The following is a 15039-nucleotide window of genomic DNA, read 5'->3' on the forward strand; positions in this document are numbered from 1 at the left end:
GACGTAGTTACTGCGGCCCGCCGCCGGGATCAGATGCCACGAGCGGCAGGCGCACGATGAAGCGGGTATTTCCCGGTGACGACTCGACGGACAAGTCCCCGTGGTGGTGGCCGACCACGATCCGCCAGGAGATGTCGAGGCCGAGTCCCGTTCCCGTACCGACCGGTTTGGTCGTGAAGAACGGTTCGAAGATGCGGCCTCGGATCTCGTCCGGCACTCCCGGTCCGGTGTCACCGATCTCGACGAGGAGCCGGTCGCCGTCCCTCGAAGTACGGACGGTCAGCCTGCCCTGGCCGTTCATCGCGTCGATGGCGTTGTCGATGAGATTCGTCCAGACCTGGTTGAGCTCGGCCGCGTACACGGGGATCGCCGGCAGGCTCCGGTCGAAGTCGGTGACCACCGTGATGGCGTCGCCGATCTTGTGGGCGAGCACCACGAGGGTGCTGTCCAGCAACTGGTGTACGTCGACATCCCGGTACGGCGTACGGTCCAGCTGCGAGTACTGCTGGGCCGCGGTCACCAGAGTGGAGATCCGGGTGGTGGAGTCGTCGATCTCGTTCAGCGACAGCTCGAGGTCGATCGTGTGGTGCAGCCAGTCGAACGCGGCCTCGAGGATCGAGCCGTCGCCGACCGCGCCGGCGATCGCTTCCAGCCACTCCACGTCCATCCCGGCCTGCACGAACGTTGAGGCCATCCGCCAGCCGCCGGTGATCCCGTGTGCGTCGAACCAGTCGGTCAGCTCGTCCTCACGGTCGGACACGTGCAGCGGGCTCAACCACGGAGTCTGAGACAGCTGCCCCAGAGCCTTCTCCCGAAGTGCCTCCAACACCGGGCGTTCGAGGGTGCCCGACGCGATGGATGCCTGCGCACGGCGCAGTCCCACGAGTCGTTCCCGTAGGGCGGCCGTGGCCCGCATCGCTGCCGCGGTGGGGTTGTTCAGCTCGTGCATCAGACCCGCCGACAACGACCCGAGGGCGAGCAGCCGTTCGTGCTCGCTGATCGCCCGCTGGGTGTTCTTCATGCCGAGGAACAGCCCTTCCAGCAGGTGCAGCGGCATCGGGAACCACTCCCGCATGATCGCGGCGAACTTGTCCGCGGCCAGGACGTACATCCTCGACGGCCGGGTCGCCCGCAGCGTGTTGTCCAGCGTCTGACTCACCCCGTCGCCGAAGAACGACCGCCAGGCTCCGGCGTACGCGCCGACCTGGCTGGTCCGATTGATCTCGGCGTCCTCGTCGCCGGCCCGGCGGGAGATCACCAGCTCGCCCTCGAGCAGCACATAGAAGGAGGTCGCGAGGTCGTTCTCGCGGTAGATGTAGCCCGGTGCGAACAGTTCCACGTGCCCGTTGCGGCACAACCAGTGCAGCTGATCCTCGCCCAGCTTCTCGAACAGGAACAGTGTTCTGAGCTCGGCCACTTCACACGGCGCGCTTCGGGTCACCACTCCGACATCGTCGTGACTGACCACCCTGGTCGCATCCGGGAAGTCACCAGTGCGGCCACGGGTCAGTACGCCGCCCTTTCCGTCACTCTCGTCCGCAACCGTCCGCATGACCTCGTCAGAGCCCCAGTCGTCACCCCTCAGCCATCGGCGTCGACGAAGGTCTTGAAGTCCGGATGCTTTTCCAGGAAGCGTGAGACGCTGTTGCAGTAGTTCGCGATCGTTCCGCCCGATGCCGCAAGATGAGGAAGAGCGGTGGCGATCAGTGTCGTGCCGTAGCCGCGACCTCGCTGGTCCTCGCGCACCATCGCGTGCGTGATGGCCGTCCGGTCCGGACTCTGCTCGTACACGAGGAGTGCGACCGACATGCCGCCGTCGAGCAACTCGTAGAACCGGTCCGACTCGTGATGCAGCACCTCGATCCCGCTGTTGCGGTCGGAAACGCCAAGGTTGCTCACGGGCAGGACCCGGCTATCACGATCAGGCACACTGGCCGCCGCGGATCTCTGGTCTTCCACCCGGCGTGGCGGTGCGGTCCGGGCCATCGTCGTCACCTACCAAGGTCGGGTTCGCTTCCTGGCGTTCTTGAGTTGACGGCTGACATCTGATTCTTACTCCTTCGCCTCTGATTCTGCAGCCGTTCCGCCTGCGGTGGGTATCGGAGGTCGGGCGAAACAGAGGTGATCGGCAGGGATCGGAAAGAACTGCCCCGTGCGCGGCCACGAACCTTCCGACGACGAAGACGCACCCGGAGGGAGGCGGCGTCGGGACCGGTCACCGAGTCTCCGATGCCTACGAGGAGTTGGCTGACTGCAGAGACGTTACGTGCCATGGAAGCCTCGCCCTGGACGGCTATCTGCCCCGTGAGGACGTGCTGGATGTTGCGCAGCACCTCCAGGACTGCGGTGCCTGCGCAGTACACGTCGGCCAGTTGGCCGCGACCGCTGCCGTGCTCGGCGCCCGGCTCAGCACCCGAGAGATCGCATCGGCAGCGGGCAGCGGAGCCGCCCCGAGCGTGACCCACTCGCAGACGTTCGACCAGAGCCAGCGGGTTCTCGCGGCGCTGGCGCGCGCCGCCGACCCCGTGCACGCGGACGACCTGGTGCAGGAGACCTGGGATCACTTTCTCAGCGCGACATCGGTGGAGGTCCCTGAACGTGACGAGCTGGTCGAGTACCTGATGCAGCGCATCAATGACCATCTGCAGCAGGAGGATCTCACCGCCGGCGCGTGGGCGGACAGTCTGCTGAGGCATCACTCGCACAACGCGGCCGATCTCGCGGAGTCGGACCTTCCCCCTGATCCGGGTGGATATGGCTCCCTACGGGAGCTGGCCGATCTCGATGCGCTCGACCCCGATGCCGATCGTGCCGAACTTCTGTTCCCGGACCTCTACAGTGACGGACCCGACCAGGGCGGGTGGACGAGCCCGCCGAGTGCGTGGCCATCGGTCACCAGACTCCTGGGACCGGACGCGGAAGTGGAGACGTCCGAGCTGTACGCCGTCGTCGACGCCGCCCTCGACGAACTGCCCCAGGATCTGGGCGACGCACTGTATCTGGTCGACATCGAAGGCCATTCGCTCCAGACGGCCGGCGGGCTGCTCGGCCGAGAACCCGCCCGGCTGCAACGAGATCTCGCGCGAGCGCGCAGCCAGGTGCGCGCCCGGGTGAACGCCTACCTCGCCGGCCGGTGACGAGGAGGCACGGACAAGACACAGGAGAACGTCATGGACCCCGAACGGGCCAAAGAACTGATCGCGGCAGAGCGCGAGCGGGTCACCGAGTTGCTGAGGACCGCTGCGGGCGCACGCCTCGATGACGCCGCCGCCGAGCAAGACGCGGGGGACGGCGACACCGATGGCGCGCAGCCGTTGGAGCACGAGGAGGTCGACGGCGCGGTCGTGAGGAGTCTGCAGGGACGACTCGACGCCCTGTCGCGAGCTGAGAAGCGGCTGGCGGATGGCACGTACCAGCTGTCGATCGAGAGCGGACTGCCCATCCCGGACGAGCGCCTGGAGATCGATCCGGCCGCCGAGCTGACCGTGGACGAAGCAGAGCGCCACGCCCACCATGACTACTGACCCGCCGGCATGAACGACAGGGATCCCGTGCGGCTGCGGGGACAGACCGGGGTACTGCCGGAAGCGAGGAAGAGGAGCGCACCGTCATGGTGAGGAGACGGGTCTGCAGGGGCCCATCTCATGGAGGCTCGACATGTCACTCGCACAGCAGGAAGTTCTCGCCGCGCACTCGCCTGGTCATCCGCACCCGGACGGCGACCACGGTGCTGGAGACGAATCGCTACTGGAGCGCAGGGCATCCATCGCGGCGGAGAACACCGCATGGGTCAGTGCGCTGACGGCGGACAGGACCGAGCGCGACGCAGGCGTGGCGAGGCTCTACCGGATCCTGGTCAGGTCCGGCTATGCGGAAGCGCGGTGGCGCGGAGCACGCTTCCAGTTGAGCGGTCCTGAGCTCGACGACATTGCCCACCAGGCGGCGGCTGATGCCGTCATGACGATCTGTCGGAAGGTGGACACGTTCCGAGGCGACTCTCGCTTTACGACGTGGGCGCGCAGGTTCGTCGAGTTCGAGGTCTCCTCGAAGATCAACCGGCACTTCTGGCAGCGGTCGATGGTCAGCGTCGAGGACAACGAGTGGACCCTGCCACCAGCGAACGCCGGGTGGGCCCCCGAGGAGCAAGCAGAGGCCGGCGACCTGCTTCACGCGGTGCTGAGAGCCTGTGCGGGGAGCCTCACTGAGAGGCAGCGGACCGTCTTCGAAGCGGTCGTGGTCCGGGGGACGACCGTGAGCCACGTGGCCGGACAACTCGGCTCCACCGAGAACGCTCTGTACAAGACGATGTTCGACGCCCGACGGAAGTTGCGAACGGCCCTGGTCGAGGGCGGATACCTCGAGTGTGTCGAGATCGCCTGACGCCCGGCCTCACACGTCGGCCCGGAGTACCCCCAGCGAGTCCAAGGAGAAGCGGAAATGTCACCTGTTCACCATCGATACGCGAACGTCGACGGCCGGCAACTGTTCTACCGGGAGGCCGGCCCACCGGACGCACCTGCCGTCGTCCTTCTGCACGGATTCCCGACCAGCTCTTTCATGTTCCGGAACCTCATCCCGGTTCTGGGCGAGAGCTATCGAGTCATCGCGCCGGACCATCTCGGCTTCGGCCTGTCGGATGCGCCCTCAGCGGAGGAGTTCGAGTACACGTTCGACGCGCTGGCCGATCTGACCTCTGGCTTGCTCACCGCGTTGGGCGTCGAGCGCTACGCGCTCTACGTCCAGGACTACGGAGCACCGATCGGTTGGCGGCTGGCCTTGCGCGCTCCAGGCGCGATCACCGCAATCATCACGCAGAGCGGCAACGGCTACGACGTCGGCTTCGTCGAGAGCTTCTGGCGCACCGTGTGGAACTACCAGCGAGAGCAGACGCCGGACACCGAGGCAGCCATCAGGCAGGCGTTGACCCTCGAGGTCACCCGCTGGCAATACGTGACCGGTGTGGCTGACGAAACCCTCGTGAGCCCGGACACCTGGCATCACGACTACAACCTCCTGGCGCGGCCCGGCAACGATCAGATTCAGCTGGCGATGTTCCGCGACTACTCGACGAACGCACCCATGTACCCGGACCTGCACGAGTACCTGCGCTCCAGCGGCGTCCCGGTGCTGGCGGTATGGGGCCGTGGTGACGAGATCTTCGGCCCGGCCGGCGCAGAGGCCTTCGGGAAGGACGCCGTCGCCGCTGAGATCCACCTGCTCGACGGTGGGCACTTTCTGCTCGAAAGCGCCGGTCCTGAAGTCGCCGCACTGGTCCTGGACTTTCTCGGCCGCAGACTCGCCATGTCGATGTCCGCCGGTACCGATCGTCCCTCGTAGCGGTTGCGGTCGGCGGCGAGCACAGTACCGGGGCCGGGGCCGGGCAAATGCCGGGGACGAAGCGGCCGGGGTTTCGGAACAGTGAGGTCCGTGGGCCGGCACGTGGTCCCAAGTCCCAGGGGATCGCCCAGGGAATCGAAGGCAATCGAATGGAGAATGCTCATGTCGCAGAACTTCGACGGTCGCAAGCTCGTCGTCATCGGTGGAAGCAGCGGGATGGGGCGGCAGACCGCGATCGACGTCGTACAAGGCGGCGGTACGGCGGTCGTTGTCGGCCGCAGCAAAGAGAACGTCGACGAGACTGTGATGACGCTGTCCGGCCAGGGCAGAGCGTGGGGCATCGTGGCTGATCTGACGGACCGCGACCAGGTCGCCGGAGTACAGCAGCAGTTGGCTACCGACCACGCCGACGCCACCCTCCTGGTCAACGCGGCTGGCGTCTTCGTTCCGAAGCCGTTCCTCGACCACGACGGGGCCGACTACGACTCCTATCTCGAGTTGAGCCGAGCCATCTACTTCCTGACGCAGACGGTGGTGCGCGGGATGGTGGCGGCCGGCGGTGGCGGAGCGATCGTCAACGTGGGGAGTATGTGGGCCCACCAGGCCGTCGCAGCGACTCCGTCCAGTGCTTACTCGATGGGCAAGGCCGGCCTGCACGCACTGACGCACAACCTGGCTCTCGAGCTCGGCGCCCAGCAGATCCGGGTCAACGCCGTCGCACCGGCAGTGGTCGCGACACCCATCTACCGAGCGTTCGTCCCGCCGGAGCAGATCGAGGCAACGATCGAGAGCTTCAACGGCTTCCATCCGTTGGGTCGCGTCGGCTCAGCCCAAGATGTCTCATCGGCCATCACCTACTTGCTCTCAGACGACGCCAGCTGGGTGACAGGCACGATTCTGAACGTCGACGGCGGTGTGATGGCCGGGCGGAACTAGCCATCGCAGGAGACCTGGTCCGGCCCTGACCCCGGGCGACGCAGGTTACGCCGCATCTATGAGCAGGAATAAGATGCTTCGGTGGATTGCCGACGTAGCACTGGGATCATGCGATGACGGACGCGTCGACGCGGCCGGGTCGCTCGGTCTCGGGCGTGGAGGCTCGCGACCGTCGTTCGGCGCACGCCGCGCTGACAATGCCGCCTCGTCGGAGTCGATAGCTCCATGCTGCAGTTTCGCCGCGACGAATGTGATCTGCTCGACCGCCTCGTCGATGACGTCGGGTCAGGTGAGAGCCGGGCCCTTGTCCTCCGCGGCGAATCGGGGATCGGCAAGACCGTACTGCTCGAGTACGTGGTGGGGCGGGCCGTCGGCTGGCGTTCGGTGCGGGCCGGCGGCGTCGAGTCCGAGCAGGAGCTCGCCTTCGCCGGCCTGCACCAGGTCTGCGCCCCTGTACTCGAGTGCCTGACGGCGTTACCCGCGCCGCAGGAGGAGGCGCTGCGTACTGCGTTCGGCCTGGCCCCCGGCACGCCACCCGACCGGTTCGTCGTCGGTCTGGCTGTGCTGGGTCTGCTGGGCGAGGCGGCGCGGGACCGGCCGTTGCTGTGCCTGATCGACGACGCCCAGTGGTTGGACCGGGCATCGGCGCAGGTTCTCGGCTTCGTGGCGCGGCGCCTGCGCGCTGAGTCTGTGGCAATGATCTTCGCGGTCCGCGAGCCGACGGACCGCGGAGAGGTCACCGAACTGAACGGACTACCCGATGCGCGGGTCGGCGGACTGTCCGACGACCAGGCCCGGATGCTGCTCGAATCGGCCTACCCGGGACCCGCCGACAAGCGGGTACTCGATCGCGTTGTCGCCGAGAGCCGTGGCAACCCGCTGGCCCTGCTCGAGCTTCCCCGTGGCTTCACCCGGGCCGAACTGGAGGGCGGATTCGGTACGTTCAGCCCGTTCGTGCTGCCGGGCCGGATCGAGGAGAGCTTTCTCCGCCAGATCGCCACGCTGTCGCCCATGACGCGGCACGTGCTCCTGGTCGCGGCGGCTGAACCGGTCGGCGATCCGGCCCTCGTGTGGCGTGCGGTCGATGGTCTCGGGATTGCGGTGGATGCCGAAGCGGCGTCGCGGGAGGCAGCGGAGCGGTTCGTGGAATTCGGCTCCAGGGTGCGCTTCCGGCACCCGTTGCTGCGGTCGGCGATCTATCGCGCCGCCACGAACGAGGATCGGCGCCGCGCCCACTGGGCCTTGGGCGAGGTGACCGATCCCGTCACAGATCCCGACCGTCGGGCCTGGCATCGTGCTGCGGCCGCCGAGGCGCCTGACGAATCCCTCGCCGCTGAGCTGGAGGAATGCGCCCGGCGTGCGCACGCCCGCGGGGCAGCGGCCGCTGCAGCAGCGTTTCTGGAGCGCGCAGCCGGGTTGACACCAGACGCGAAGCGGCGCGGCCAGCGGCTGCTCGCGGCAGCGCACGCGACCTACGAGGGAGGCATGCCGACTGTGGCACCGCGCCTGATCGCACTGGCCGAGGCCAGCCCCTTGGACGCCCTCGAAAAGGCACAGGCCGACGTGCTGTCCGCCCGCAGCGCTTTCGCCCTCGGCCGCGGTCGCGACGCGACTGAATCGCTCTTCCAAGCGGCGACGCGGCTCCAGGCGATCGACGCACAGACCGCGCGCCACACACATCTGGAGGCCATCCGGGCGAGCTGGTTCCTCGCTGACCACGCCCCCGGGCTCACGCTGCGTGAGATGGCCGAAGCCGCGCACGATTCGCCCCGGTCAGGGCCTGAAACGACCTCTGACGTGCTCATCCACGGTCTCGCCCTTCGATACCGCGACGGCTACCCGGCCGCTGCCGCAGTCCTGAAAAAGGCCGTCGCCGAGTTCTGCGACACGGCGCCCACCGGTGAGTCAAGCTTGCTCTTGGAGTGGTTCGCCGGCTCGGTCGCCGTGGACCTGTGGGACGACGAGGCCTGGAACCTGATCAGCCGCCGCTACGAGCAGCGGGCCCGGGATGAGGGCCGCGCATCGCTGCCGATCGCGCTGACGATGCAGATCGTCAACCTGGTTGTCCAGGGTGAGCTGTCCATGGCCGAGTCGTTGGTGGAAGACTTCGACGCGGTTCGCGAAGCGACCGGCATCTTCGACGCCCCCTACGGCGGGTTGCTGTTGGCGATCTGGCGCGGACGTGATCAGCAGGCGATCGAGATGCTCGGCGCAATGACCGACGATGCGACCAAGCGCGGCGAGGGAGTCACGCTGATCGCCGCGGCATGGCTGCGCGCCCTGTTGTCGAACAGCTTGGGCCGTTACCAGGAGGCGGCCACTGCAGCGCTCGAGGCGACCGAGTCTCAGCGTGAGATGGGCTACGTCACGCTGTGTTCCTTGGCCGAGTTGGTCACCGCGGCCGCCCATGCGGGCCGTCCCGGGACGGCCGCACAGGCATTGGGGCGGTTGACGAGCATGACGGAGGCCAGTGGCACCGACTGGGCGCTGGGCGTGACGGCCAGCTGTCGGGCGATGCTCGCAGACGACGACTCCGCCGAGACAGACTTCCGGGAAGCGATCGAGCGACTCGAGCGCACCCGAATCCGGGGCGAGCTGGCCCGCGCGCACCTGTACTACGGAGAGTGGTTGCGACGGCGCGGCAGGCGAAACGACGCGCGCCGCGAGTTGCGCACCGCACACTCGATGCTCAGAGAGCGGGGGATGGCCTCCTTCGCCGCTCTCGCCGCACGCGAACTGGGCGCCACCGGCGAAAAGGTTCGCGAAGGCACGAGCTCGGACTCCAGCACGCTCACGCCTCAAGAAACTCAGGTCGTGCGGTTGGTGCGCGACGGCTTGTCGAACGTGGAGATCGCCGACCGCCTGTTCATCAGCCCGCGCACGGTCGAGTGGCACCTCGGCAAGGTCTTCGCAAAGCTCGGAATCACATCCAGGCGGCAGTTGCAGCGCCGATCCCTGGGATGATGGCGCGCGGCCGGCCATGGCCGTCGACGCCTGCCTTGCTCAGCGCCTCGCGGTTTCGGTTAGGGCGTCGGCGGCCGGGTTCAGCACGAGGTGCAGTTCGGTCCTGGACGTGATCCCGAGCTTCGCGAAGACCTTGTGCAGGTGATACTCGACTGTACGCGGGCTGACGAACAGGCGAGCACCGATCTGAGGATTGCTGAGGCCGTCGCGGGCCAAGTAGCCGATCCGAGTCTCTTGGGGGGTGAGCTCGCGGTCAGTCTCGACAGTGCGCCGGCGGGCTCGTTCCCCAGTGGCCAACAGTTCGGTGCGTGCGCGCACGGCGAACCCCTCGGCGCCGATCGCGGCGAACACCTGCTGGGCTGCTCGCAGGGGCACGCGGGCGTCGATGCGTCTGTTCTGCCGACGTAGCCACTCGCCGTAGAGCAGCTGTGCTCTGGCGAGATGGGTGCGGATCTCGGTCTGGGACAGGCGGTGGATCGCCTCTTGGTAGAGCGGCTCGGCCGCCGGTGCGTCGATGAGTAGAGCTTGTGCTGTTGCTCGCACACCAAGTGCCCACTCGGTGGCCGCAGCATTGGCATCATCGTCGAGCCGGGCAACGGCGGCGGCGGCAACGTCGTGTTGCCCGCAGCGCACTGCCGCCTCGACCAACTCGGCGCGCGCCCAGCCGGACAGTGCGAGCTGATCGGCATCGGCCGCGTCGCGGGCCGCAGCCGCGGCTTGCTCGTAATGGCCCGCGCCGTTGTGCAGGACGGCCTCGGCCAGCTGCGTCGCAGTCAGCGTCAGCGAATCGCCGCGCTGTCGGGCCTCTTGGCGCGCCTTCGGCAACGCCGCCTGCAGGATGCCGGGTCGCCCTTGCCAGGCGGCCAGTAGCAAGGACGCTGAGGTCGGCGGCGCCGTGCCCGAGCCCGAGGCACGCGCCTGCTCGCGGGCGAGGGTGGCGTGCGCGGTGTGGAACCGGCCACGGTGCAGGTCGAGCAGGGCAGTCTCGATCGGCGCCTGGCCGATGGCCGACCCGCTGTTTTCTGAACGGTCACTCCCATCTGGGAGGTCACGATCCTGGGACGTCAGCGCCGCCCAGGCCCGCTCGTCCCATCCATCGGCGGCGATCCAGCCGGCCAGCCACGACCATCCGCCCGCCGCGGAGTCGAGGCCGTCCCCACTGAATGCGGTGAGTGCCCGGCTGAGCGCGTCAGCTGCAGCGCCGGGTCCGTCGAGCACCCTGGTGGCCAACGCAGCGAGCAGCAGGTCGATCGGGCCGGTCGATCCTTCGGCCGCGATGTCGCGTGCGGCCAGCGCTGCGTCCCGAAGGCTGGGAGCAGTCGGAACGCAGCAGGACAGCATGGCCGCCGCGAGTGCCTCGAGGTGCGCGTGCCGGGCCAGCACGGGCGAGTGGGTCCGGATGCGGCGTGCCGCGTCGAGCAGCAAACGTGGACCGGTGTCATCGCGGCGAGTGACGAGCTCGATACGTGCCCGCTGGAGCCCGATCTGCGCCTCCCGTGCGGCATCGGGAGGACCACTCTCTGCGATCGTGAGCAGCCGCTGTGCCGCGTCGAGGCTGCCCGCTGCCTGCTGGGCGCCCGCCGCGGTGAGCGCACGCCGGGCACGCAACGCCGGGTCGGCCGTGAGGAGGGCCGCCCGTTCCAGGAAGGCCGCACGTGCTGCGGTCCCGCCGCGCGCCTCGGCCGCGGAGGCGCTGTCCTCCAGGTCGCCCGCGATCCGCTCATCGCGCCCGCTCGTCGACAACGCCAGATGCCATACCCGGCGATCGGCATCTGCATCGCCCTTGATCGCCTCGGCCAGTGCCCGGTGCACCAGGCGGACCTCCGCCGGCGTCGCGTCGGCGTACACAGATGCTCGCAGCCGGGCGCAGCGGAACACGATTCGCGGCCCGAAAGTCAGCAGGTTCTCCGCCTCGAGAGCCTCCGTGGCCTGCGAACCAACGCCGAGCCTGGCGGCCGCCCTCGAGGCGAGGGCCGGGTCTCCGGTCGGTTCGGCAGCGACCGCCAGCAACAGCCGGCGTGCGTCGGCCGGCAGTCGCTGTGCACGCCGTTCGCAGTCATGATCCCGGTCACGGAAGTCGGGACGCGGCGCGGGAATCGCATAGCCGCCGGCAAGCTCAGCCGCGGTGATGCCGTCGACCGCCTCGAGGAGAGCGCGCGGATTGCCTCGCGCCTCGCTCAGCACCCGCTCGGTCACCGCGGCGTCGATCTTCCCTGGCGCCGCGGCGGCGAGCACCGCCTGCGCCTCGCTCCACGGCAGCGCTTCGAGCCGCATCTCGGAAAGCCCGTCGAGCTCGGGCACGTCGTGCCGCTCGAGTTCGCCGAACCCGACGAGCAGCCGGCCGCGCTTGGCGCGTCGCGCCACGAACGCCAGTACCAGCAACGAGGCGTGGTCGAGCCAGTGCACGTCGTCGACAAGGCAGCACACCGGGCGGTGCTCGGCGACGCCGGTCAGCAGGTTCAACGCGGCGACGCTGACGAGAAGGCGGTCAGGCGGCCCACCGCCGGTGAGCCCGATCGCGGTGGAGAGGGCAGCATGCTGAGCGGGCTCGAGCCGGTCCAACTCCTCGAGCAGCGGCGCGCACAACAGATGGAGGCCGGCGTAGGGGAGCTCGCGCTCGTCCGCCACGCCGCGCGCCCGCAGTACCAAGTAACCGTCCGCATGCCTCGCGAGGTAGTCCAGCATTGCGCTCTTGCCGCTTCCTCGTTCGCCGAGCACCCTCAGGACCGCGGCTCGTCCGGTCGTCGCGTCCTGGAGAAGCTGGTCCATGCGGGCACGCTCCACTGTCCGCCCGTACAGCCCCGATGCGTCGCAATGAGCGTCTGGCGGTTGGTCGGCGTCGCGGAGGAGGGTCGTCATGCCCACCACCGTGCCGCGGGCGGCCGAATTTGTCCCCCGGGTCCAGCACGGGTGAACCCACGGGGGTCGGGACGCCAAGAACAGCGGGGAGCACCTGGGCTCTCTCGATCCCGTCGGGTCACGAGCGGCATGTGGTCCGCCCCGGGCCCGGTGGCCCATGCCTCGGTGGCCACTCCACCGTTCAAAACAAGGCAGTGTGCATGCGCCGGTCATCGTGGGGAGACCGGCCGAGCGGTGCGGCACCTGTAAGAGGCCGGCAACGCGTCCTGCGCAGGCACACTGGGCGCCGGACTCGGGTGTTCCCTGATGCGGGATCGCGACGAACCTGGTCTGCTGGTCGGCGATCCCTAGTGCGAGGAGGCGGGAGCAGGTGGTGGGCCGATGGTCGTTGCGACCGTTCCAGGTCCGGCTCCAGGTCGAGGACGGGCTGGTCACGATCGCAGTCAGCGGCGTACTGGACACGCACGCTGCCGCGATGACGCGTGACGAAGTGCTGGCCGTCTGTGGGCTCGCGAAGGCGGTCACCATCGATCTTCGCGCGGTCTGTGAGCTCCGAAGCGATGCCCGCCTGGAGGCGTTCCTCGATGAGGTCCGCTCCCACTGCGAGCTGACGCTCTGCCGCCTGCAGGTGATCGCGACCCACCCCCAGGTGCTGCAGGTACTGCGGTCGTGGGGGACCGAATCGAGCAGTTGGAGGGCTGAATGGCGCACTCGATCGACTGGAGTCCGGTGACGCGTGCCGACGTGATCATCGCGATGGAGGACTACCGACGGCTCGGAGCGGAAGGCTTCTACGCGGCGCACGGCTTCGGTCCGACGACGACGTACGACCTGGTGTGGGAGGAGTTCCGGTACCCGCCGAAGGCGATTCTCGGTGCCGCGTACGAGCTTGCCACCGGGACCGGTCTCGCCGCGGCGGACTTCGAGGGAGGAAAGACCGGGGCGGTCAAGGTCCTCGGCAAGCTGGGATTCACGGTCGAGCGGAGGAGGGACCAGTGAGCGACTCATGGAAGGCGCGTGCCGACGACGGCGAGCCTGTGGAGGCGGAGGACATCGCGCCCGCGGTCGTCGCCGGCCCGCTCCGGTACGCCGATGGCGCACGGCAGATCTTCAGGCCGGACGGCTCGACGACGTACACCGAACAAGGGCACGAGACGCGAGGGGAGTGGTCCGTCGACGGCGGCCGGTTCTGCTCGTTCTGGCCGCCGTCGTACCGCGCCTGCTACGACCTGCGATGGATCGTCGAGAACGGCGAGGTCACCGGCCTGCGATTCGAGGACCGCGGTGCCCAGTTCGACGGGCGCTACGAGAACTAGCCGCCACCGCCCTGGAGACCTGGGGGTGAAGTCCCCGGGCGGGTGACGGCGGTGGGATCGGTTCCGATCGCCGGAGATGAGGACAGCAGGCATCCGAGACGGCCGTCATATCAAGGAGATGGATCGGTGGAAACCGTTGCGAATACTGCCCACTTGCCGCCGCTGGACGACCCGCACGAGCGGGAAGCGGTGGGCGCTGAGCTGCAGGTAGCACTGCGGGAACTGATCGACCTGTCCTTGATCGGTAAGCAATTGCACTGGAGCGTGGTCGGGCCGGCGGCACGCAGCGTGCATCTGTTCCTCGACGAGCTGGTCGGGGAGTGGCGCGAGCTCGCGGACGTCGTGGCCGAACGTGCGGTGACCTTAGGTTTCGTCCCCGACGGTCAGGCCGCGGCGGTGTCGGAGGGATCGCGCGTCGGCCGGCGAGTCACGGAGGACTCGTCCAGGGTGGCTCCGGGTCGGTACGTGGCAATGACTTCCCGGTGCTGTCGGCGGGTCCGATGCCAGGGACGCGTCTGGATTCGTGGGAGTTCACTGTCCGTGGCGCACTCGAGGAACCGGTCTCGTGGTCGTGGGAGGAGTTCCGCACCTCTACTCCTGGAAGAGCGCGAAATTTGTGCGGGGCTGGAGTTGCGTTCGGTCGATGAGGCCGGTTCCTGGGAGATGTTCGGCTATCACAACTACGGAGACCCGTGGAGAGAACACCGCTACAGCGGCGACTGACGTGGCAGACGGCCACGGTCGTCGAGAGCGTCTTCGAGACGCCCCGAGCGAAGACGATCACGCTCGATGTTCCTGGTTGGACGGGGCATCGCGCGGGACAGCACGTCGACGTGCGGCTGACCGCGCCCGATGGTTACCAGGCCCAGCGGAGTTATTCGATCGCGTCCGCACCGGAGGACGAGCACCTGATGCTGACCGTCGAGCGGCTTGACGGTGAGGTGTCGCCGTACCTGGTGGACGAGGTGCGGGTGGGTGACGAGCTCGAGTTGCGTGGCCCGATCGGCGGGTACTTCGTCTGGGACGACGATCTCGGCGGTCCATTGTTCCTGATCGCGGGCGGCTCGGGGCTGGTGCCGCTGCGGTCGATGCTGCGCCACCATCGGGCGATACGCAGTCGGATTCCGGTGCGGGTGCTGAGCTCGGCTCGCTCGCTGGAGCTGCTGATCTACCGTGAGGAACTGATGGAGATCGCCGCGTACGACCTGTTCGACGTCTCGGTCACCCTGACTCGCGAACCCTCGGGCACCTGGCACGGGTATCGGGGCCGGCTTGACCAGGAGGTACTGGCCGAGGTCGCCTGGTCCGTCGACGACCAGGCCCTCACCTACATCTGCGGACCGACCGCCTTCGCGGAGACCGCGTCGGCGGGACTGGTTGCCCTGGGCCACGACCCCGGCCGGATCAGGACCGAGCGCTTCGGCGGGACCGGAGTGCGATCGTGAACACTGTCGACGGGAACACGATCGCGAGCGTCCGGCACGACCTGTTCGGCCGCGACATGACGAGGGCGGGCCTGCGCCTGTGTGCACTGCGGTCGCACCCGGTCCGCTCGCCGAGCTGGTCGTGTACGTCGGGGCCGCGGTCCATGCCTCTCCTATGCGTGGCCATGGACGCAAACCATGGT

General features: G+C 68.3%; 13 protein-coding genes and 2 pseudogenes. 12 read left to right on the plus strand and 3 right to left on the minus strand.

What is annotated here, in order from left to right:
- Positions 1–7: 7 nt before the first annotated feature.
- Together OG817_RS12945 and OG817_RS12950 are read right to left on the minus strand one after the other, a co-directional pair.
- The gene (locus tag OG817_RS12945; RefSeq protein WP_406054414.1) at positions 8–1552 is read right to left on the minus strand and encodes an ATP-binding protein; all 1545 of its coding nucleotides are present in this window, start codon (positions 1550–1552) and stop codon (positions 8–10) included.
- 29 nt (positions 1553–1581) lie between these two features.
- On the minus strand, positions 1582–1899 hold the full coding sequence (locus OG817_RS12950) for a GNAT family N-acetyltransferase (RefSeq protein ID WP_406054416.1): 318 nt from the start codon (positions 1897–1899) through the stop codon (positions 1582–1584).
- A 413-nt stretch (positions 1900–2312) separates the two neighbouring features.
- Here OG817_RS12950 and OG817_RS12955 point away from each other — a divergent pair, with 413 nt between their 5' ends.
- The 6 genes from OG817_RS12955 (at position 2313) to OG817_RS12980 (ending at position 9237) form a co-directional block, all read left to right on the plus strand.
- Positions 2313–3137, plus strand: coding sequence for an RNA polymerase sigma factor (locus OG817_RS12955; RefSeq protein ID WP_406054418.1), 825 nt, complete (start codon positions 2313–2315; stop codon positions 3135–3137).
- Between the two features lie 33 nt (positions 3138–3170).
- Positions 3171–3524 carry a TraR/DksA family transcriptional regulator gene (locus OG817_RS12960; RefSeq protein ID WP_406054420.1) on the plus strand — a complete coding sequence of 118 codons (354 nt, stop codon included), beginning with the start codon at positions 3171–3173 and terminating at the stop codon, positions 3522–3524.
- Between the two features lie 133 nt (positions 3525–3657).
- Positions 3658–4380 carry a sigma-70 family RNA polymerase sigma factor gene (locus OG817_RS12965; RefSeq protein ID WP_406054422.1) on the plus strand — a complete coding sequence of 241 codons (723 nt, stop codon included), beginning with the start codon at positions 3658–3660 and terminating at the stop codon, positions 4378–4380.
- A gap of 57 nt (positions 4381–4437) precedes the next feature.
- Positions 4438–5337: an alpha/beta fold hydrolase gene (locus tag OG817_RS12970; RefSeq protein ID WP_406054424.1), complete on the plus strand. Its 900-nt coding sequence runs from the start codon at positions 4438–4440 to the stop codon at positions 5335–5337.
- Positions 5338–5499: 162 nt separating this feature from the next.
- The gene (locus OG817_RS12975; RefSeq protein WP_406054426.1) at positions 5500–6273 is read left to right on the plus strand and encodes an SDR family NAD(P)-dependent oxidoreductase; all 774 of its coding nucleotides are present in this window, start codon (positions 5500–5502) and stop codon (positions 6271–6273) included.
- A 225-nt stretch (positions 6274–6498) separates the two neighbouring features.
- A complete protein-coding gene (locus tag OG817_RS12980; protein WP_406054428.1) occupies positions 6499–9237 on the plus strand; it encodes a LuxR C-terminal-related transcriptional regulator in 2739 nt (912 codons plus the stop codon).
- A 39-nt stretch (positions 9238–9276) separates the two neighbouring features.
- Here OG817_RS12980 and OG817_RS12985 read toward each other — a convergent pair whose 3' ends face one another.
- Complete coding sequence (locus OG817_RS12985; RefSeq protein WP_406057430.1) at positions 9277–12309, minus strand: AAA family ATPase; 3033 nt, start codon at positions 12307–12309, stop codon at positions 9277–9279.
- A gap of 157 nt (positions 12310–12466) precedes the next feature.
- On the opposite strand from OG817_RS12985, the gene OG817_RS12990 reads away from it, so the two are divergent.
- From OG817_RS12990 to OG817_RS13015, 6 genes and pseudogenes are all read left to right on the plus strand, one after another.
- Complete coding sequence (locus tag OG817_RS12990; protein WP_406054430.1) at positions 12467–12829, plus strand: hypothetical protein; 363 nt, start codon at positions 12467–12469, stop codon at positions 12827–12829.
- Positions 12799–13095 (plus strand): hypothetical protein, encoded by a 297-nt coding sequence (locus tag OG817_RS12995; RefSeq protein ID WP_406054432.1) that lies wholly within the window; start codon positions 12799–12801, stop codon positions 13093–13095. The genes OG817_RS12990 and OG817_RS12995 overlap by 31 nt, the downstream gene beginning before the upstream one ends.
- A complete protein-coding gene (locus OG817_RS13000) occupies positions 13092–13412 on the plus strand; it encodes a hypothetical protein (RefSeq protein WP_406054434.1) in 321 nt (106 codons plus the stop codon). Before OG817_RS12995 ends, OG817_RS13000 begins: the two co-directional genes overlap by 4 nt.
- A 189-nt stretch (positions 13413–13601) precedes the next feature.
- A pseudogene (locus OG817_RS13005) lies at positions 13602–13805 on the plus strand (ferritin-like domain-containing protein); the annotation flags it as partial.
- A 187-nt stretch (positions 13806–13992) separates the two neighbouring features.
- Positions 13993–14135 (plus strand): annotated as a pseudogene (locus OG817_RS13010) (sulfite oxidase-like oxidoreductase); the annotation flags it as partial.
- Positions 14105–14857 (plus strand): ferredoxin reductase, encoded by a 753-nt coding sequence (locus tag OG817_RS13015; RefSeq protein ID WP_406054436.1) that lies wholly within the window; start codon positions 14105–14107, stop codon positions 14855–14857. The pseudogene OG817_RS13010 and the gene OG817_RS13015, both read left to right, overlap by 31 nt.
- Positions 14858–15039 lie beyond the last annotated feature (182 nt).

The organism is Kribbella sp. NBC_00889 (assembly GCF_045207705.1).
In the GTDB taxonomy this organism is placed as follows: Bacteria; Actinomycetota; Actinomycetes; order Propionibacteriales; family Kribbellaceae; genus Kribbella.

What these genes read in the sequence shown, in the direction of transcription:
- OG817_RS12945 (WP_406054414.1), bottom strand. Translation starts at nt 1,552, where the DNA reads ATGCGGACGGTTGCGGACGAGAGTGACGGAAAGGGCGGCGTACTGACC.
- OG817_RS12960 (WP_406054420.1), top strand. Translation starts at nt 3,171, where the DNA reads ATGGACCCCGAACGGGCCAAAGAACTGATCGCGGCAGAGCGCGAGCGG.
- OG817_RS12965 (WP_406054422.1), top strand. Translation starts at nt 3,658, where the DNA reads ATGTCACTCGCACAGCAGGAAGTTCTCGCCGCGCACTCGCCTGGTCAT.
- OG817_RS12970 (WP_406054424.1), top strand. Translation starts at nt 4,438, where the DNA reads ATGTCACCTGTTCACCATCGATACGCGAACGTCGACGGCCGGCAACTG.
- OG817_RS12975 (WP_406054426.1), top strand. Translation starts at nt 5,500, where the DNA reads ATGTCGCAGAACTTCGACGGTCGCAAGCTCGTCGTCATCGGTGGAAGC.
- OG817_RS12980 (WP_406054428.1), top strand. Translation starts at nt 6,499, where the DNA reads ATGCTGCAGTTTCGCCGCGACGAATGTGATCTGCTCGACCGCCTCGTC.
- OG817_RS12985 (WP_406057430.1), bottom strand. Translation starts at nt 12,309, where the DNA reads ATGACCGGCGCATGCACACTGCCTTGTTTTGAACGGTGGAGTGGCCAC.
- OG817_RS12995 (WP_406054432.1), top strand. Translation starts at nt 12,799, where the DNA reads ATGGCGCACTCGATCGACTGGAGTCCGGTGACGCGTGCCGACGTGATC.